The sequence below is a fragment of the Mesorhizobium sp. C399B genome (genome assembly GCF_030323185.1).
In the GTDB taxonomy this organism is placed as follows: Bacteria; Pseudomonadota; Alphaproteobacteria; order Rhizobiales; family Rhizobiaceae; genus Mesorhizobium.
In genome coordinates, this window is record NZ_CP100472.1 from 6,073,473 (window position 1) to 6,090,102 (window position 16,630).

At 63.1% G+C, this 16,630-nt stretch carries 19 protein-coding genes; 12 read left to right on the forward strand and 7 right to left on the reverse strand.

Features of this window, described 5'->3' with window-relative positions:
- Window position 1: 1 nt before the first annotated feature.
- The 4 genes from NLY36_RS29000 (at window position 2) to NLY36_RS29015 (ending at window position 3,704) form a co-directional block, all read left to right on the forward strand.
- The gene (locus NLY36_RS29000) at window positions 2-790 is read left to right on the forward strand and encodes a lysophospholipid acyltransferase family protein (RefSeq protein WP_023682942.1); all 789 of its coding nucleotides are present in this window, start codon (window positions 2-4) and stop codon (window positions 788-790) included.
- Window positions 787-2,103 carry a lipid IV(A) 3-deoxy-D-manno-octulosonic acid transferase gene (gene waaA / locus NLY36_RS29005; RefSeq protein WP_023689593.1) on the forward strand — a complete coding sequence of 439 codons (1,317 nt, stop codon included), beginning with the start codon at window positions 787-789 and terminating at the stop codon, window positions 2,101-2,103. Before NLY36_RS29000 ends, waaA begins: the two co-directional genes overlap by 4 nt.
- Window positions 2,104-3,132: a tetraacyldisaccharide 4'-kinase gene (gene lpxK / locus NLY36_RS29010; RefSeq protein ID WP_286461606.1), complete on the forward strand. Its 1,029-nt coding sequence runs from the start codon at window positions 2,104-2,106 to the stop codon at window positions 3,130-3,132.
- Between the two features lie 89 nt (window positions 3,133-3,221).
- The gene (locus NLY36_RS29015) at window positions 3,222-3,704 is read left to right on the forward strand and encodes a PM0630 family protein (RefSeq protein ID WP_156933234.1); all 483 of its coding nucleotides are present in this window, start codon (window positions 3,222-3,224) and stop codon (window positions 3,702-3,704) included.
- 60 nt (window positions 3,705-3,764) lie between these two features.
- Here the strand turns inward: NLY36_RS29015 and NLY36_RS29020 are convergent, their stop codons facing one another.
- The gene (locus tag NLY36_RS29020) at window positions 3,765-3,998 is read right to left on the reverse strand and encodes a DUF2093 domain-containing protein (RefSeq protein WP_023694434.1); all 234 of its coding nucleotides are present in this window, start codon (window positions 3,996-3,998) and stop codon (window positions 3,765-3,767) included.
- A gap of 112 nt (window positions 3,999-4,110) precedes the next feature.
- Here NLY36_RS29020 and NLY36_RS29025 point away from each other — a divergent pair, with 112 nt between their 5' ends.
- A complete protein-coding gene (locus tag NLY36_RS29025) occupies window positions 4,111-4,710 on the forward strand; it encodes a hypothetical protein (RefSeq protein ID WP_023734234.1) in 600 nt (199 codons plus the stop codon).
- A 17-nt stretch (window positions 4,711-4,727) separates the two neighbouring features.
- On the opposite strand, the gene NLY36_RS29030 is transcribed toward NLY36_RS29025, so the two are convergent.
- Window positions 4,728-5,654 (reverse strand): LysR substrate-binding domain-containing protein, encoded by a 927-nt coding sequence (locus tag NLY36_RS29030; protein WP_023734233.1) that lies wholly within the window; start codon window positions 5,652-5,654, stop codon window positions 4,728-4,730.
- A gap of 91 nt (window positions 5,655-5,745) precedes the next feature.
- Here NLY36_RS29030 and NLY36_RS29035 point away from each other — a divergent pair, with 91 nt between their 5' ends.
- A complete protein-coding gene (locus NLY36_RS29035; RefSeq protein WP_023736392.1) occupies window positions 5,746-6,639 on the forward strand; it encodes a DMT family transporter in 894 nt (297 codons plus the stop codon).
- Window positions 6,640-6,775: 136 nt separating this feature from the next.
- The gene (locus NLY36_RS29040; RefSeq protein WP_023713083.1) at window positions 6,776-7,531 is read left to right on the forward strand and encodes a hypothetical protein; all 756 of its coding nucleotides are present in this window, start codon (window positions 6,776-6,778) and stop codon (window positions 7,529-7,531) included.
- 200 nt (window positions 7,532-7,731) lie between these two features.
- Here NLY36_RS29040 and mutL read toward each other — a convergent pair whose 3' ends face one another.
- On the reverse strand, window positions 7,732-9,579 hold the full coding sequence (gene mutL / locus NLY36_RS29045) for a DNA mismatch repair endonuclease MutL (RefSeq protein ID WP_023736393.1): 1,848 nt from the start codon (window positions 9,577-9,579) through the stop codon (window positions 7,732-7,734).
- A 259-nt stretch (window positions 9,580-9,838) separates the two neighbouring features.
- On the reverse strand, window positions 9,839-10,741 hold the full coding sequence (locus NLY36_RS29050; RefSeq protein WP_023713081.1) for a LysR substrate-binding domain-containing protein: 903 nt from the start codon (window positions 10,739-10,741) through the stop codon (window positions 9,839-9,841).
- Between the two features lie 89 nt (window positions 10,742-10,830).
- Here NLY36_RS29050 and NLY36_RS29055 point away from each other — a divergent pair, with 89 nt between their 5' ends.
- The 5 genes from NLY36_RS29055 (at window position 10,831) to NLY36_RS29075 (ending at window position 15,292) form a co-directional block, all read left to right on the forward strand.
- Entirely contained in the window at window positions 10,831-12,381 is a 1,551-nt protein-coding gene (locus tag NLY36_RS29055) for a trimethylamine methyltransferase family protein (protein WP_023736394.1), read from the forward strand.
- Window positions 12,382-12,442: 61 nt separating this feature from the next.
- On the forward strand, window positions 12,443-14,092 hold the full coding sequence (locus NLY36_RS29060; protein WP_023713079.1) for an ABC transporter substrate-binding protein: 1,650 nt from the start codon (window positions 12,443-12,445) through the stop codon (window positions 14,090-14,092).
- A gap of 94 nt (window positions 14,093-14,186) precedes the next feature.
- On the forward strand, window positions 14,187-14,666 hold the full coding sequence (locus NLY36_RS29065; protein ID WP_023698004.1) for a DUF3828 domain-containing protein: 480 nt from the start codon (window positions 14,187-14,189) through the stop codon (window positions 14,664-14,666).
- A 200-nt stretch (window positions 14,667-14,866) separates the two neighbouring features.
- Entirely contained in the window at window positions 14,867-15,052 is a 186-nt protein-coding gene (locus NLY36_RS29070) for a hypothetical protein (RefSeq protein ID WP_023689604.1), read from the forward strand.
- Window positions 15,053-15,292, forward strand: coding sequence for an RNA-binding protein (locus NLY36_RS29075; protein WP_023689605.1), 240 nt, complete (start codon window positions 15,053-15,055; stop codon window positions 15,290-15,292).
- Here NLY36_RS29075 and NLY36_RS29080 read toward each other — a convergent pair.
- From NLY36_RS29080 to NLY36_RS29090, 3 genes are read right to left on the reverse strand one after another with little or no spacing between them, the layout of a single operon-like run.
- The gene (locus tag NLY36_RS29080) at window positions 15,249-15,668 is read right to left on the reverse strand and encodes a hypothetical protein (protein ID WP_027049645.1); all 420 of its coding nucleotides are present in this window, start codon (window positions 15,666-15,668) and stop codon (window positions 15,249-15,251) included. The genes NLY36_RS29075 and NLY36_RS29080 overlap by 44 nt on opposite strands.
- Window positions 15,669-16,133, reverse strand: a complete 465-nt coding sequence (locus NLY36_RS29085) for a hypothetical protein (protein WP_023689606.1) — start codon at window positions 16,131-16,133, stop codon at window positions 15,669-15,671.
- Window positions 16,075-16,566: a hypothetical protein gene (locus NLY36_RS29090; protein ID WP_155923242.1), complete on the reverse strand. Its 492-nt coding sequence runs from the start codon at window positions 16,564-16,566 to the stop codon at window positions 16,075-16,077. The genes NLY36_RS29085 and NLY36_RS29090 overlap by 59 nt, the downstream gene beginning before the upstream one ends.
- Window positions 16,567-16,630 lie beyond the last annotated feature (64 nt).

Sequence of the window (16,630 nt, forward strand, 5' to 3'; positions counted from 1 at the left end):
GATGGAGCATGAAGCGGTGAAAGGGCAGCCCACCGGCGCCGCGGTCCGAAGAAGACGCGGCGGCAGTTCGAAGACATTCTGGCGCAAGATCCGCGAGCCGTTGGCGCAGTCGCGAATCGTCAAGAGCATGATCGTCAGCCTGCTCGCCCAGTTCGTCCGCCTGGTGCGCCTGACCAACCGCGTGGTCGAAGGCTCGGCTAAATTTTCAGGCGGCGACTACGCCGAATTCGAACCCGGCATCATCGCGCTCTGGCATGGCCAGCATCTGCTGACCCCAGCCTATTATCCCAAGGGACGGCCGCTGGTCGCCATGGTCTCGCGCAGCGCCGATGCCGAACTCAACGCGCTGATGATCGAAAAATTCGGCATCGAGGCGGTGCGCGGCTCCGGCGGGCGTGAAAGCACGAAGCATCTCGACAAGGGCGGCGCCAAGGCGCTCATCGCCCTGAAAAAGTCACTCGTGGCCGGCAAGAACGTCGCCATGATCGCCGACATTCCCCACGGCACGCCGCGCGACGCGGGGCTTGGTATCGTTCTGCTGGCACGCCTTTCCGGCCGGCCGATCATGCCTGCCGCCATCGCCACCAGCCGCCGCAAGGTGCTGGAAAGGAGCTGGGACAAGACCACCATCAACCTGCCGTTCGGCCGCTCCTCGATCGTCATCGGAACGCCGGTTTTCGTGCCGGCCAATGCCGACGAGGCCGAAATGGAGCGCAAGCGCCAGGAAGTCACGGCCGCGCTCAATGCCGCAACCGCCGAGGCCTATCGGCTCGTGGACGGCAGGCCATGAGCGTCGGCTGGGCGCGCGCCTTCCTGGCGGCCTACCGCCTTGCCGGTGCAGCCGCCTATCCGCTGATGGGTCCCTATGTCGCCTGGCGCACATCGCAGGGCAAGGAAGACCGCAGCCGCAGCCGTGAGCGCTACGGCGTTGCCGGGCGGCCGCGCCCCGAAGGGCCGGTGATCTGGATCCATGCGGCAAGCGTCGGCGAGACCCTTGCGGTCGTGCCGCTGGTGCAAAGCATCCTCGACTACGGTGTCAACATCGTGCTGACGACGGGAACAGTGACCTCGGCGCAGGTTGCCGACGAACGGCTGGGCGACCGCATCATCCACCAATATGTTCCGCTCGACCTCAAGCCGGCCGTCAGCCGCTTTCTCGATCACTGGCGGCCGGACCTGGCTATCATCGCCGAATCCGAGATATGGCCGATGACGATCCTCGAGCTCGGCGCCCGCCACGTGCCGCAGGTGCTGGTCAACGGCCGGCTCTCCGACCGTTCGTTCAAATCCTGGAAGAAGCGCGCCAACATCGCCGAGGCGCTGTTCGAGAACCTTGCACATGTCGTTGCCCAGTCGGATGTCGACGGCGAACGGTTTCGCGCGCTTGGCGCCCGGCCGGTCACCGTGTCCGGCAACCTCAAGGTCGACACCTTGCCGCCGCCCGTCGACGAACGGGCGCTGGCGACGCTGAAGCGCCAGATCGCCGGCCGCCCGACCTGGGCGGCAATTTCGACCCATGACGGCGAGGAGGTGGTCGCGGCGGAAGTCCACGCCACGCTCTACAAGCGCCACCATGGCCTGCTGACGATCATCGTCCCGCGCCATCCCGACCGCGCCGAAGCGCTGGCCGCACAGATTTCCGGCATGGGCCTGAAGCTGGCGCGGCGCAGCAAGGGCGACCGGATCACCGCCGACAGCGATATCCTGCTCGGCGATACGATCGGCGAGATGGGGCTTTATCTCCGGCTGACGGAAATCGCCTTTGTCGGCCGCTCGCTGACCTCGGAAGGCGGCCAGAATCCGCTGGAGCCGGCCATGCTCGACACCGCTGTGCTGGCCGGCCGCAACGTCCAGAATTTTCGCGAGGCCTATCAGCGCCTGCTCGACAGCGGCGGCGCCAAGCTGGTGCGCGACCGCGACATGCTGGCAGGCGCCGTCAATTTCCTGCTGAGCAATGAAGTTGCGCGCCACGAGATGATGGCGGCCGGTGCCGCCACAGTCGACCAGATGCGCGGTGCGCTGGCGCACACGCTGAAGTCGCTCGAGCCTTATATCCAGCCATTGATCGTCAAGTCGCGCCTGAAGGGCGCCGACGGGCGATAGGTGGCGTCGGAAGCACCACCTTTCTGGTGGGAAGCGCCGGACTGGCGGGTCTTTGCGCTGTCGCCGCTATCAGCCGTCTATGGCATCGTCGCCGGCCGCCGCATGCATCGGGCGGTACGTGAAAAGATCGACGCGCCAGTGCTTTGCGTCGGCAACTTCACCGTCGGCGGCAGCGGCAAGACGCCGGTCGCCATCGCGCTGGCAAAGCAGGCCAGGCGCATGCAACTCAATCCCGGATTCCTGTCGCGCGGCCATGGCGGCTCGTTCGCGCAGCCGCATGTCGTCGATGCCGGTCACGACGCTGCCAAGCATGTCGGCGACGAGCCGCTGCTTTTGGCCGAGCACGCGCCGGTTGCGGTGAGCCCCAACCGCGCTGCCGGCGCCAAGCTGCTCCTGGAAGCCCATGGCTGCGATTTCCTGATCATGGATGACGGTTTTCAGAGCGCGCGCATCCATATTGATTATGCGCTGGTCGTCGTCGACGCCCGCTACGGCATCGGCAATGGCCGCGTCATTCCGGGTGGGCCGCTGCGCGCCAACGTCGTCGACCAACTGGTGTTCACCGATGGGCTGTTGAAGATGGGCGAGGGCACCGCCGCCGACCAGGTCGTGCGCCAGGCGGCGCGCGCCGGCCGGCCGATCTTCGAGGCGCATGCTGAACCGGGCGGCAAGGAGCGGTTCGCCGGCCGGCGGTTCCTCGCCTTTGCCGGCATCGGCCACCCCGAAAAATTCTTCGACACGCTGCGCGGCACTGGTGCGGAAGTGGCGCTGAGCCGGTCGTTTCCGGACCATCACTTCTATGCCCCTGATGAACTCGCGGAACTGGCGGCAACGGCGCGCCGCGATGGACTGGGCCTCGTCACCACCGCCAAGGACGCCGCCCGGCTGCGCCACGGCGCTGCCCCGGCCGATTTCCTCGCTGAACTCGCCGTGCTGGAGATCGACGCCACGTTCGAACTCGACACTGTGCCGGAGCGCATCATCGACGAGACGCTGGATGCCTGGAGACAGCGCCGGCTGCGAGGGTAGGGCGCTCCCGCGTTGACACAGGATATTTCTCGCCGCTTATCACTATTATAAGTCAGACCGGCTTCAGCGCGGGGGGTGGAATGGTTAGGTTGCGGGCACTCTTTGTGGGCTTTGTTCTTGTGGCGATAGCGAACCCATCTTCGGCGCAGGCACCCACCGCGACCGACAGCGAATTTCTGGTCTCGGTCACCGAAGCGGACGGTGCTACCCACGTTCGGCCCTCAAACATTGTACCGCTTATCCCCGATAGCGCCTGCTTTGAATGGCGCGTACGTCTGGCGCAAGGCGACAGACTGGTATCGGTCACCGAGGTGTTCGCGCTTCCCGCGGAGCCCAGGCAGTGGGGTGGTATCGACGGAAACGAATACAGCTTGAGCAAGCTATCGGGCGATCGAAGGGTCTCCGAGACCACCATGTTCTACAAACCGCAGGACGGATGGATCTCGCATGGCTGGTGCATGGCCGAGGGTGATCCGATCGGGCCGTATTCCATCAAAGTGCTTGTCGGAGATCGGCTTGTTCATAAATTCGACTTTTCGGTCGAAAACGCGCCGGCATCCTCAAAGCCATAGTCCTGCAGGCGTTCCAGGAAAATCAGATCGACGGTGAGCCTTGCTTTCCGGTGTGCCGATCTAACCCCGGCTGCGCAGGTCCGGATGCATCTCGATCTCGCGGCGCAGCGAGGCGGCGGCGCTGACATAGGGCTCCTGCCTGGCGACGCTCCAATATTTGAGCTCGTCCAGCGGAATGCTCTCGCCGGTCACCGCGCAGCGCACGAAGGCGCCGGGGCTGGTGACCTGGAAGTCGCCGTCGAGATAGCGGATACGGGCTTCCTTGCCGCCGGGGCCTTCGAAGCGGTTCATGATGGAGTGGTGCCAAGGTTCATGCTGATTTCATCGCCATAAATTGCCGGCAAGGTCAAGCTTGACGCAATGCTGAGGCGCTATTGTCGCTCCAAACCATTCTTATGGGACCGGCATGGACATTTCATCCGCCCGCCTGACCGCGCTGCTGCGTGAGGCCATGATGTTGGCAGCGTTGCCGTCGGCGAAGGCCGATCCGGCGAAAGCAGCACTTATAAAGGCGCTGGTGCAGCCGCCGACGCCGTCCGGCGCGCCTTTGCAGCCGGCAGCGGCGCCGGCGCTGCAGGCGCTGTTGTCCGCAGCCACCGCAAAGGGGCAGCAGACGGGTTCTGCCGAGGTCCTGCAAGCCTATCTGGCCCTTGCTGAACCTGGCGTCGAGGCGCCAGACAAGGTCGCGCCGACAAGGGTCGTTGCGGTCTCGCCGGCAAATGACGACACACGGCGCGGTCTGCCGCTGCCGTCGGCCAAGGCCGAAGATGGCGCTGCCGCAAAGCCCGCAGGACTGCCTTGGTTTGCGCTTCTCGCACCCGTGGTTTCGCCGCAGCGCCGCGCTGCCACCACCGATATGCCAATGAAGCGGGAGCAGGCGACGTCTGGGCCGAATGATGCGGCCCAGCCGCAAGGCCGACAGCAGACGCGTGTCGGTCTGATGGCGCTGGCAACCGGGTTTCTGGCCGTCGCCATTGTCGGGCTAGCCCTGCTGGTGCTTCGCTGAGCACCGAACGACCGCCGCTATCGCTCGGCTTCGAGGAATGCTTCCATCTTGTCCATCGCCAGCCCCGCCTCGACAGCGATACGGCGTGAAAGTTCGGCGGCAGCCGTGCGTGGCCGCCCCAGCGGCCGGTCGAGCCAGTACGACACCGGGTTCAGCGCCGTGCGCTCGTCGACGGCGACGATGCGGCCTGCCTCCAACTGGTGTCCGGTCAGCGGCGGCCGCGCCAGCGCGATGCCGAGCCCGTAAGCTGCGGCGTCGAGCACCAGATTGTAGTCCTCGAAGCGGCGATCCTGCGGGCGCGGGCGGTAGTCCATCCCTTGCGCGGCAAACCAGGCACGCCAGCCGGAGGCGTCGGAATCGTTGATCAGTGGAAACCTCAGCAGCCGGGCCGGGTCGCCGCGGCCGATCTCGCGGGCAAGGCCGGGCGCGGCGACGGGAAAGACATGTTCCTCGAACAGCTTCACCGAGATGCGGCCCGGAATGCCCCCGCGGCCGCAGCGGACCGACAGGTCGATGCCTTCATCGGCAAGGTCGGCCTGGCGGATGTCGACGTCGAGCACGATGCGCAGCTTGGTTGGATTGTTCTCCAGCGCCGCCATGCGTGGCATCAGCCACAGCCCGCTGACGGAGGGTATCGAGGTCAGCCGCACCACGGCGGTGCCGCGCGGCTCGACCCAGCGGTCGGAATGACTGGAGATCAGCGCAAAGGCTTCCGCCGTGCGCAGATGCAGGCGGTTGCCCTCGATGGTCAGCGAGACGCCGCGGGCCCCGCGGTCGAACACTTTCAGGCCCAGCCAGTCCTCCAGCTTGGCGATCTGCCGGCTGACGGCGCCATGGGTGATGTTGAGCTTCTCGGCCGCGGCCGAAAAGCTCCCCGTGCGCGCCGCCGCATCGAAAGCACGCAGTGTCTCGAGCGGCACCATTGTGTCTGAGCTGTGATCCATAGTCACAGGTGATCCTCGATTTGATCGTTTGTCAACGGCGCCGAAAAGGCGCTTTCTGCGGTTCATGACTGAAAAACGCGAGGACAGTGGAATGAGCGCAGTAACCGGCACATCGAATCAGACACAGCGGATGGACACCACGGCAGCCATCGCCGTGGCTCTGACGGTGGTCGGCTGGGCATCGGCCTTTCCAGCGATTCGTGCGGGTCTCGCCGCCTTCGGGCCGCTGGAACTCGGTTCGCTGCGCTTTGCCATTGCCGCGGTGCCGGCGGCGATCTTTCTTGCCGTCAAGCGCCCGGCACTGCCGAGGCTCGATGAAGTGTGGCGCCTCGGCTTTGGCGGCGCCATTTTCGTCGCGCTCTACACCGTCATGCTCAATTACGGCGAACTGACCGTGTCGGCTGGCGCCGCCGGTTTCATCATCAATGTCAGCCCGATCTTCACCGCCATCATGGCAATGGCATTGCTGGGCGAGCGTTTCTCAACGTGGGCCTGGTTTGGCACGGCCATTTCTTTCGCCGGCATCGGCATCATTGCGGTCGCCGACGGCAATGGCTTGAGTTTCGACACCGGCGCGCTGCTGGTTCTTGGCTCCGCGCTGTGCTCGGCCGTCAACACGATCGTCCAGAAGCCGCTCTTTGCCCGCCATCACCCGCTGACCATTTCGGCCTCGAACATGATCCTTGGCGCACTTTGCCTGGCGCCCTTTTTGCCAAGCGGCTTTGCGCAGGCAGCGGTCGCCAACACGGCCGGGATCGGCGCCGTGATCTTTCTTGGCATCGTGCCCAGCCTGATCGCCTATGCCGCCTGGGCAACCGCTCTGTCGCGTCTGCCGGCCGCACGTGCCTCGAACTTCCTCTACCTGGTCTCGCCCATGTCGGCCTTGATCGGCTTCTTCTGGCTGGGCGAAGTGCCGACGCTGCTCGGCATCCTCGGCGGTGCGTTGGCCCTCGGCGGCGTGATCGTGGTGAATTTGAAGCGCTAGATCAGCGGGTTGGGCGCCTTTCCCGAATCAACGTGAGAGCCGTACAGGAATTCTCGGCGCAAGCGACTGCCGCTGCGGTGCAGACACGACCCCACCCGGTGGCTATGGTGAGTTGAATACACGGGGGGGGGTCGGGATGGTCAGGCAGTTCGTATCGGCCGTATTTTGCTTGCTGCTGCTCAGCGGCAAAGCCACGGCGGGTTGGTATCACGTGGAAAACTACGAAGGTTCCATTGGTCCCAACCCCGCCCATCTCTCCTTGCAGACCTACACGTTCGGCAGCAGCCTCACGGTCGAGGGCAGCTACTTCTACGACGACAAGCAAAGCCCGATCCCGCTCTACGGCAAAATCAGCGGCACCAGCATCGCACTGTGCGAGATTGCCGATGACGAGGAGTTTCAGCGCGTCATCGTCATGGGGTCCAAGACGCCAGCCGACACCACCGGCTGCCCGTTTTCCCTCGAGCTCGCCGACGGTGTCTTGACGGGCAGTTGGAGCAAAGGCGCGGACAAATTTCCGGTAAATCTCAAGAAGGTTGCGGGCCTGGACGACACCGGGGAGGGGAAGATCGACGGAAGCGTCGAAATCCCGTTCTGGGCGCAGACGGCCACCGACAGGTTTGCCGGGGTCTACACGAAAACCGACAACGGGATCTGCATGACGAAAATGCAGGTCATCAACAAGAAGCGGCAGAAGGTCGTACAGACCATCAAATTCGGCGGCGACCTCTGCAATGCGGGCATGCTGATGACACCCATCTACTTCAATGTGCAGAAGAGTGTTGAGCGAGGCAAGGACATCATATCCGTGAGTTTCTACGATGGCCGCGCCGGCTATGAGGAGGACTATGTCTTTGACCGCAAGACCAGGAAGTACCGCCTGAGGAAGTGAGGCTTGGGCTTGCGAAGGGACCGTTCCTGGCTCGAAAAGTGCCGCTGAGCGGCTCTTTTCGGACCCCCACCCCGCTGCTTCGCAGCGACCCTCCCCACAAGGGGGAGGGTGGGCGCGGCGTCTGCGGTTCAGCTCCTTACCTCCCCCTTGTGGGGAGGTCGGACCGCAGGTCCGGGTGGGGGTCTGCGCCCTGCAGTCTTTTACCGCCGCCCGAACAACCGCTCGATATCGGCGAGCTTGAGCTCGATATAAGTCGGGCGCCCGTGGTTGCAGGTGCCGGATCCCGGCGTCGCCTCCATCTGGCGCAGCAGCGCGTTCATCTCTTCGGGTTTGAGCAGGCGGCCTGAACGCACCGAGCCGTGGCAGGCCATTGTTGCCGCGATTTTGTCCAGGCGCTCTTTCAGCGTCTCGACCGTGTCGTTGTCGGCGATCTCGTCGGCAAGATCGCGCACCAATTGCTGGACATTGGTTTCGCCCAGCATTGACGGCGTCTCGCGCACCGCCACCGCGCCGGGGCCGAAGCGCTCTATGCCGAGGCCGAAACGGGCCAGCGTCTCGGAATGCATGGCCAGCCGCTCGGCATCCTCCTCCGGCAGGTCGACGATCTCAGGCAAAAGCAGCATCTGCGAGGGCACCGCGCGCGAATGCAGCGCATTCTTCAAGGCTTCATAGACCAGCCGCTCATGCGCGGCATGCTGGTCGACGATGACAAGCGAATCCCGGGTTTGCGCAACGATATAGTTGTCATGCACCTGCGCGCGGGCAGCACCCAGTGCGGTGCCAAGCAGCGTCTCGGCCGGCTCGGCTGTGCCGGCACGCGCATCGGCGCTGGCCAGCGGACCGGCATCGAAGGCCGTCTGATCGTTCTCGCGAAAGCCGTCAAAGCCCATATCCAGCGGCCGCTGCGGCGAGCGGTCGAAACCGGCAAAGCCCGACGCGCGGTGGGCGGCGTCGTAGTTGCGATGGCCGTTGGCCGGGCCGGCATGGGCGTAGGAAGCGGCCCCCGGTCGGAACGCCGCCATCATGCCGGCGGCCCCGCTAGTGGCGGCGCGGATGCCGGCATTGGCCAGCGCCTCGCGGATGGCGCCGACGATCAGCCCGCGCACCAGGCCGGGGTCGCGGAAGCGCACATCGGCCTTGGCCGGGTGGACGTTGACGTCCACGGTCGCCGGATCGAGCGTCAGGAACAGCACGGTCACCGCATGCCGGTCGCGTGGCAGCACATCGGCGAAGGCGCCGCGGATGGCGCCGGCGATCAGCTTGTCGCGCACCGGACGGCCGTTGACATAGGCATATTGCTGCAGCGCATTGGCGCGGGTGAAGGACGGGATCGAGACATGGCCGGCCAGGTGCACGCCGTCCCGGCTGGCATCGATGGCAATGGAATTGTCGGGGAACTCGGCGCCCATCACCTGCGCGACGCGGCGCAGGCTGCCCCCCGTGCTGTCGTCAGTCGCCGGCAATTCCAGCGTCGAACGGTCCGAGCCGGCGAGCGTGAAGCGCACGGCGGGGAAGGCGATGGCGATGCGCTTGATCACGTCGCTGGTGGCCGAGCTTTCCGCCCGCTCGCCCTTCATGAATTTCAGCCTTGCCGGCGTGGCGAAGAACAGATCGCGCACCTCGACCGTGGTGCCGCGGTTTGCAGCCGCCGGTTTGACCGCCGAAACCCGCCCGCCCTCGATGCCGATCTCGGCGGCTGCGTCGCCGGCGGCCGTGCGCGAGCGGATCGACAGCCGCGACACCGAGCCGATCGAGGGCAGAGCCTCGCCGCGAAAACCGAGCGAGCGGATGTCGTGAATGTTGTCGGCAAGCTTGGACGTGCAATGGCGGGCGATCGCCAGCGCAAGTTCCGGTTCGGGAATGCCCGAACCGTCATCGGTAACGCGGATCAGATTGAGTCCGCCGCCGGCAGTAACCACCTCGACGCGCGACGCGCCGGCATCGAGCGCATTCTCGACCAGTTCCTTCACCACGCTAGCCGGACGCTCGATGACTTCGCCGGCGGCGATCTGGTTGATCATCGTTTCGGAAAGCTGGCGAATGGGCATGGCGGCACTATAGGCGGATTCGAAGGGTGTGCGGAAGGCTTCAATGGAGATGCCAGCGGGACAGCACCCCCCTCTGGCCTGCCGGCCATCTCCCCCTCAAGGGGGGAGATTAGCAGCTTTGGCGCTGGCTCTTCTTTTTGAACGTAGAAAATTGGCGAAAGCCGTTGTGACATCCAATCTCCCCCCTTGAGGGGGAGATGCCCGGCAGGGCAGAGGGGGGTGCTGTCCCGCCGACATCGAGGAGTTGCGCACACCAACCTCAAGCCTGCGCCGCCAGCCAATCCCTTACCTTGCGCGCATTCTCGCTCAACTCCCTGTTCTTCGGCCAAACCACATAAAACGCCTTGCCCGTCTTCAGCACATGATCGGTCACCGGCACCAGCAACCCCGTCGCCAGCAGCCGTTCGGCCAGATGCCGCCAGCCGAGCGCGATGCCTTGTCCTTCCATGACGCCCTGGATCACCAGGCCATAATCGTTGATGCGCAGGCCGCGCGCGGTGTTGTCGAGGCTGCCGCCGGCCGACCGGAACCATTCGTCCCAGCTTGCCGCCTCGCGGTAGGGCTCCTCGAGATGGATCAGACGGTGCGTCGCCAGCTCCGCGACGGTTTTTGGCATGCCGAATTTCGCGAGATAGCTGGCGCCAACGACCGGGAAAATCTCCTCGTCGGCCAGCGGCAGCGAATGATAATCGGCCCAGTCGCTCGGTTCGCCGCCGCGCACAGCGAGCGGGATGCCCTCGGCAATGATGTCGAGGTCGCGGTCGGCGGTCTGGATGCGCAGGTCGATGCCCGGCAGTTCGTCGCGGAACTGCTGCAGGCGCGGCATCATCCAGAACGAGCCGAAGGCGGTCGATGCGGCCAGCGTGACATGGCCGCCAGTCGCCTGCAGGCGCAGATCCTCGGCCGATTTGCGGATGTGCGATAGCCCCAGCGAGACATCGGCATGGAAGCGTTCGCCCGCTTCTGTCAGGATGACCTGGCGGTGGCGGCGCTGGAACAGCTGCGCGCCAAGCTGTTCCTCCAACCCGCGCACCGCATAAGAGACGGCGGCCTGCGTCATGCCGAGCTCGCGCCCGGCAGCGGTGAAGCTCGACAGCCGGCCCGCCGCCTCGAAGACGATCAGGCTGCCGGCCGAGGGCAGGAGGTGGCGCAGGCTTCGCATAAGCTGAGCTTATACAAGAGATCAGGATTTTCCAGCATCACATCCATATTTCCTCTCGCTAACTTGGTTGGACGGAATGAGGAGGCTCCATGAACGCACCGGCCGCTGAACTGACCGAGCAAACCCACCGCCGCGGCGGCGGTCGCCTCGGACGCAAGGCGCTGAGGAGCGCCCCCGTCACCTCGTTCCCGACGCTGGTCCGCGAGATCCCCACCTACCAGATGGTCCCGGACGAGGCGGTGGAACTGATCCACCAGGAGTCACTCGCCATCCTCGAAGAGGTCGGTTGCGAGTTCCGCGACGACGAGGCGATCGCCATGTGGAAGGCGGCGGGCGCCGACGTGTCCGAGACACGCGTCCGCATCGACCGCGGCCTGCTGATGGAACTGGTCGCGAAGGTTCCGTCCGAATTCACCCTCAATGCGCGTAATCCCGAGCGCACCGTGCGCGTCGGCGGCAAGAACTCCATCTTCGCGCCGATGTATGGCGCGCCTTACGTGCGCGACCTCGACAACAACCGGCGTTATGGCACGCTTGAAGACCTCAACAATTTCCACAAGCTCGCCTACATGGCCCCGGCGCTGCACTCGTCGAGCTCGGTCATCTGCGAGCCGATGGAAATTGCGGTGCCGAAGCGCCACCTCCACATCATCCATTCGGCGCTGAAGCATTCCGACAAGCCGTTCATGGGCATCGTCACCTCGAAGGAACGCGCCGAAGACACGATGGCGATGGCGGGCATCGTCTTCGGCGAGGAGTTCGTCCGCGACAACCCGGTGCTGGTGTCGATCACCAACTGCAATTCGCCGCTGGTCTGGGACGCCACCATGCTGGACGCGATGAAGGTCTATGCACGCAGCAACCAGCCGCTGATCCTGGCGCCCTTTGCGCTGTGCGGCGCATCGACCTCGGCCTCGGCCGTCGGCGCGGTGGCGCAGGTCAATGCCGAAGCACTGGCCGGCGTCGCCTTCACCCAGCTGCTGCGCCCGGGTTCGCCGCAGATCTACGGTCAGTTCATGGTGACGGTCGACATGAAGACCGGCGCGCCGATGGGCGGCACCCCTGAAGCGGCGCAGATGATGTATCTGATGGGCGCGCTGGCGCGGAAGTATAAACTGCCGTGGCGCACCTCCGGCTTCCATGTCGGCTCAAAGCTGAACGACGCCCAGGCCGGCTACGAATCCAACATGCTGATGCATGCCGCCATCCTCGCCGGCGCCAATTACATCTGGCATTCCGCCGGCTGGCTCGAGGCCGGGCTTACCTGCGGCTATTCGAAATTCGCCACCGACTGCGAGCAGCTTGTCGGCTGGTACAAATATGCCGGCGGCCTGCCGTTCGACGACTTCAAGGAGGCCATGGCGGCGATCCGCGAGGTCGGGCCGCAGGGCCATTTCCTCGGCACAAAGCACACGCTCGATCATTACGAGTCGGCATTCTTCATGCCCACCATCATGGATTTCAACTCCTACGAACAATGGAAGGCTGGAGGGGCGAAGGACCACGACACGCGCGGCCGCGAGAAAGCCCGCAACATGCTGGCCGACTATGAAGAGCCGAAACTCGATGAGGGCATTGCCGAGGGCCTCAGGGACTTTATCGCGCAGCGCGAGGAGAGGCTGCCCGACAGCGTTAGCTAAGAGAACGACGAATGAGTTGATAACGGGCGAAGACCCGATGGGAACCGCAAGGGAGAAAGACATGACACTTTTCAAAAGCAATGGCGATCGCGTGCCAACGGCCATCGAGGCGATGGCGCAAGAGACGCGTGCTGGCCGTATGGACCGGCGCGAGTTTCTTGCATTGGCAAGTGCGTTCGGCGCATCGACGGCGCTGGCCTACGGCATGATCGGCCTTGCCGCGCCGGGACAGGCTTTTGCCGAGGAGCCGAAGAAGGGCGGCACGCTGCACATATCGATGTCGGTCAAGGCCCAAAAAGATCCGCGCACCTATGACTGGGTGGAACTCGCCAACATCTCGCGCTGCTGGCTGGAGCCGCTGGTCCGCTACACCAGGGAATTCACCTTCGAGCCAGTGCTGCTCGAAAGCTGGGACATCAATGACGACGCCACGGAATACACGTTGCATGTGCGCAAGGGCATCACCTGGAACAATGGCGATGCTTTCAACGCCGATGACGTGGTCTTCAATGTTACCCGCTGGTGCGAGAAGAAGGTCGCCGGCAACTCCATGGCCGCTCGCGTCGGCGGGTTGATCGACGAAAAGTCGGGCAAGGCCAGGGAAGGCGCGATCGCCAAGGTCGACGACAATACGGTCAAGCTGACGCTCAGCGCGCCCGACATTTCGCTGATCCCGAACCTCACCGATTATCCCGCGCTCGTCGTCCACCGCAATTTCGACGCCGAAGGCGCCGACCCGGTCAAGAAGCCGATCGGCACGGGCCCGTTCGAACTGGTCTCCTACGATGTCGGCCAGAAGGCGGTGGTCAAGCGTCGTGAAAACGGCAAGTGGTGGGGTGGTGAAGCGCCGCTCGACAGCGTCGAGTTCATCGACTACGGCACCGACTTCAACGCTTCGATCAACGCCTTCGAATCCGGCGAGATAGACCTCAATTTCGAGACGCCGGCCGACTTCATCGACATCCTGGATAAGATGGGGCTGGAGAAGTCCGAGGTTGCGACGGCAACCACGCTGGTTGCCCGCACGAACGTTACCCACAAGCCCTATGACGACCAGCGGGTGCGCAACGCGCTGCAGATGGCGGTCGACAACAATGCGGTGCTGGAACTCGGCTATGCCGGGCGAGGGACGGTCGGTGAAAACCACCATGTCAGCCCTATCCATCCTGAATATTTCGCGCTGCCCAAGAAGACGCGCGACGCGGTCGGCGCCAAGAAGCTGATGGCGGATGCCGGCCAGGCCGATTTCGAGCACGAGCTGATCACCGTCGAGGACGACTGGCAAAAGAACACCGGCGACGCGATTGCCGGCCAGTTGCGCGACGCCGGCATCAAGGTGAAGCGCACGGTGCTGCCGGGCTCGACCTTCTGGAACGACTGGACGAAGTATCCGTACTCGATGACCATCTGGTACATGCGCCCGCTCGGCGTCCAGGTGCTGGCGCTTGGTTATCGCACCGGCGAAGCCTGGAATGAATCGGCCTATTCCAACCCGGACTTCGACGCCAAGCTGAAGCAGGCGCTGTCGCTGATCGACGTGGAGAAACGGCGTGAGGTGATGAAGGATGTCGAGCAGATCCTGCAGGATTCCGGCGTCATCATTCAACCCTTCTGGCAGAAGCTCTACAGCCACATGAACAAGAAGGTGAAGAACTACGGCGTCCACCAGACCTTCGAGATGGACCTGCAGAACGTCTGGCTGGATGGCTGAGACGGTGCAAGCCGGGGCTTTATGAGCCGCAAAAAAGCCGATATGCAGGATGTCTGGTATTGCCGCCTTGCCGCCAAACGTCCGGAGATCCTGCATGAAACCGATAGTGCTTGCCGCTGTCTTTTCGATTGCCTTGCCTGCGACGGTGCTGGCCGGGCCGGCTTCCAACGCCGTGAAGTTCTTTTATCTGCCCGAGGTGAAATTCGAGGGAGATGCAAAGTACCGCGACCGCTTCACCGAGCCGGTGACCAAGCTGTTCGATCTCAACGACCAGGCAACGAAGAACAAGCCCGACGAAGTCGCCTGCCTCGACTTCGATCCCGGCCTCGACGCGCAGGATTTCGACCAGAAGTCGATTGCCAAGACATTGAAGCTGGCCGAGACCGTCAATGGCGATACGGCCGAAGTCACCGCCACCTTCAGCCTTTTTGCGGAAGGCGATGATTCCAAACGCGAAATGCTGTGGTGGCTGAAGAAAATCGACGGCAAATGGAAGGTCGCCGACATCACCTCCAAGACCAGCAGCTGGACGCTGAGCGCGCTGGAATGCATGCCCGACAAAGCGCCGGAGTGATCCCGACGCGCTGTTCCGGCGTCGCGGCTCGCCAGCAAATTGGCAGCATTCAGACATAATCGCCGCCGCCGGGTCCAGGCGAGGGTGTATTCGGCCCATGACAGCCGCAATTGGGTAGTGTCTCAGTTTGAAATTTCGGCCGCGCTTGTCGCGGTCCGGGCCGAACTCCTATATGTTTAGCGGAAAGCATGGGAGGTTTCATGTCGTATACCGTCGAGACATGCCCGGACGACATTGAGCGGCTGAAGACCCTTCTCCATAGCCTAGGCGAAGAGGGCAGCCGGGTCATCAATGTGATTTGGCAGCCGAAGCGCGAAATCGCCACAGAGATTGGCCCCTACGATCTACCATCCGGCTATGTCGTTATCGTGGAGTACCCCAGCTAAATGCCCACCGGACCTAAAGGCCAGAAGCGCCCCGCCGACGTGATCGGCAATGCCGTGCGCGTCATGCGAATTGCCACCGGCGATGAAGCCGACGACGTGATTGACGACGGTAAGAACGCCGCCGCCAAAGAGCTTGGTTCGAAGGGTGGCAAGAAGCGCGCCGCCAACATGACGCCAGAGCGGCGCGCCGAGATTGCTAAGAAGGCGGCTTCGAAGCGGTGGGAGGGGCGGCATAAGTAATTTCCCCTTGGAGAACCTTCTTGCTTATAGCTATGGTATTTTTGTGATCGGCGGAAGAAAGCACCAATTCCATAACAGAATTGGGTTCTTTCACTTTGACCTTGAAGGACGCTATTGCGAGCGGCCCTGTACCACGAAAGGGTCCGTCTGCTTCCCCAACAAACACACTCTCGCCGTTTACCAGCAATTCTAGCTTGAGCAGTCTGATATTTACTTCATCGAGAATAAGAAAAATGCCAAACGGTATTTCAACCGGGAACTCCCTTGCCACAACATCGCCGGAAAAGACATTGACCAGCGTATGCTTGTTGAAGCTTCCCTGCGCTACATACTCACACAGGATCGCGTTCGTAACGTTTATCGGTTTCTTTGCCATTTAGGCCGGCTCGAATTTAATTTCGACCGCCTTCGCATTTGACGCTGTAGCGGAAGGCGCCTGCGGAAGCCGCAGCTTGGACGGTTGCTCGGAAGGCGGTTCAAGCAAGGCCTCCACCGTCATATTTTGCGGCTTCCTTCCGGCCAATTTCTTCGAAGTTAGAATCGGCTCCTCGCCAGCGATCCCAACCAATAGGCGAGCGAGGGTGCCAATCGTCCAGTTGCCGGGCGAAGCCAGCATGCGGTTGACTTGGTCAGGCCCGCGCCCGATGCGTTTAGCCAGAGTTGCCTTAGTCAGCTTGGAATTCTTTTGCTCTTCCGCAAACCGGCGCATGACATAGTCGTAGAACCCGTTCAGGGCCCTCTGCTCAAAATAGGCCATCTTGGCCTCTGGGATTTTGATGCCCTCAGATATCTCCGAGAGAAAATCCGGTTTCGGTGACATAGTCATCAGCGTCTTCTCCATGCATAGGTTTGTGTCTAGGGAACAGAGCGTTCCATTGCGACAGGCATTCGGCCTTCATTTTCTCCCACTCCTGATCGTAGCGGTCACCCATAGGCTGGCGACCATTCCACGGCTTTGAGCGCGGTCGCCACGTAAAGGCCACGAACTGGTTAGGAGCGGCAAAGCTGCCAAATAAGCGCAGGCCAGGCTTCGGGCTGCGGCTGCGAATATCCCAAACCTCGTCTGAGACATCTGACAGCCTCCCGAAGAAGGCTTTGCCAGCCGAATACGGCTCAAGGCAAAGGGAAACTGTCTCACCCTTTACAAACGCTTCTAGATCAGCCTGAAGCCTCATGACACGCGGATGGCAATTTTCAGATGCCCATGGTCCATAGATCAGCCCCCGCATGTCTTCCGACAGGTAAATGCCTCGAACAACCGGGTCGCTTGCCAACTCCATTTCTAGAGGGAACAAGCGTCCAGCCCTAACGTGCCGCTTGATAGCAGCAAGGATTGAC

Coding starts and splice junctions, on each gene's coding strand:
- NLY36_RS29040 (WP_023713083.1), top strand. CDS start 6,776: ATGGTCAGGCAGTTCGTATCGGCCGTATTTTGCTTGCTGCTGCTCAGC.
- NLY36_RS29030 (WP_023734233.1), bottom strand. CDS start 5,654: ATGGATCACAGCTCAGACACAATGGTGCCGCTCGAGACACTGCGTGCT.
- NLY36_RS29060 (WP_023713079.1), top strand. CDS start 12,443: ATGACACTTTTCAAAAGCAATGGCGATCGCGTGCCAACGGCCATCGAG.
- waaA (WP_023689593.1), top strand. CDS start 787: ATGAGCGTCGGCTGGGCGCGCGCCTTCCTGGCGGCCTACCGCCTTGCC.
- NLY36_RS29070 (WP_023689604.1), top strand. CDS start 14,867: ATGTCGTATACCGTCGAGACATGCCCGGACGACATTGAGCGGCTGAAG.
- NLY36_RS29025 (WP_023734234.1), top strand. CDS start 4,111: ATGGACATTTCATCCGCCCGCCTGACCGCGCTGCTGCGTGAGGCCATG.
- NLY36_RS29065 (WP_023698004.1), top strand. CDS start 14,187: ATGAAACCGATAGTGCTTGCCGCTGTCTTTTCGATTGCCTTGCCTGCG.
- mutL (WP_023736393.1), bottom strand. CDS start 9,579: ATGCCCATTCGCCAGCTTTCCGAAACGATGATCAACCAGATCGCCGCC.
- NLY36_RS29085 (WP_023689606.1), bottom strand. CDS start 16,133: ATGGAGAAGACGCTGATGACTATGTCACCGAAACCGGATTTTCTCTCG.
- NLY36_RS29080 (WP_027049645.1), bottom strand. CDS start 15,668: ATGGCAAAGAAACCGATAAACGTTACGAACGCGATCCTGTGTGAGTAT.
- NLY36_RS29035 (WP_023736392.1), top strand. CDS start 5,746: ATGAGCGCAGTAACCGGCACATCGAATCAGACACAGCGGATGGACACC.
- NLY36_RS29050 (WP_023713081.1), bottom strand. CDS start 10,741: ATGCGAAGCCTGCGCCACCTCCTGCCCTCGGCCGGCAGCCTGATCGTC.
- NLY36_RS29075 (WP_023689605.1), top strand. CDS start 15,053: ATGCCCACCGGACCTAAAGGCCAGAAGCGCCCCGCCGACGTGATCGGC.
- NLY36_RS29000 (WP_023682942.1), top strand. CDS start 2: ATGGAGCATGAAGCGGTGAAAGGGCAGCCCACCGGCGCCGCGGTCCGA.
- NLY36_RS29055 (WP_023736394.1), top strand. CDS start 10,831: ATGAACGCACCGGCCGCTGAACTGACCGAGCAAACCCACCGCCGCGGC.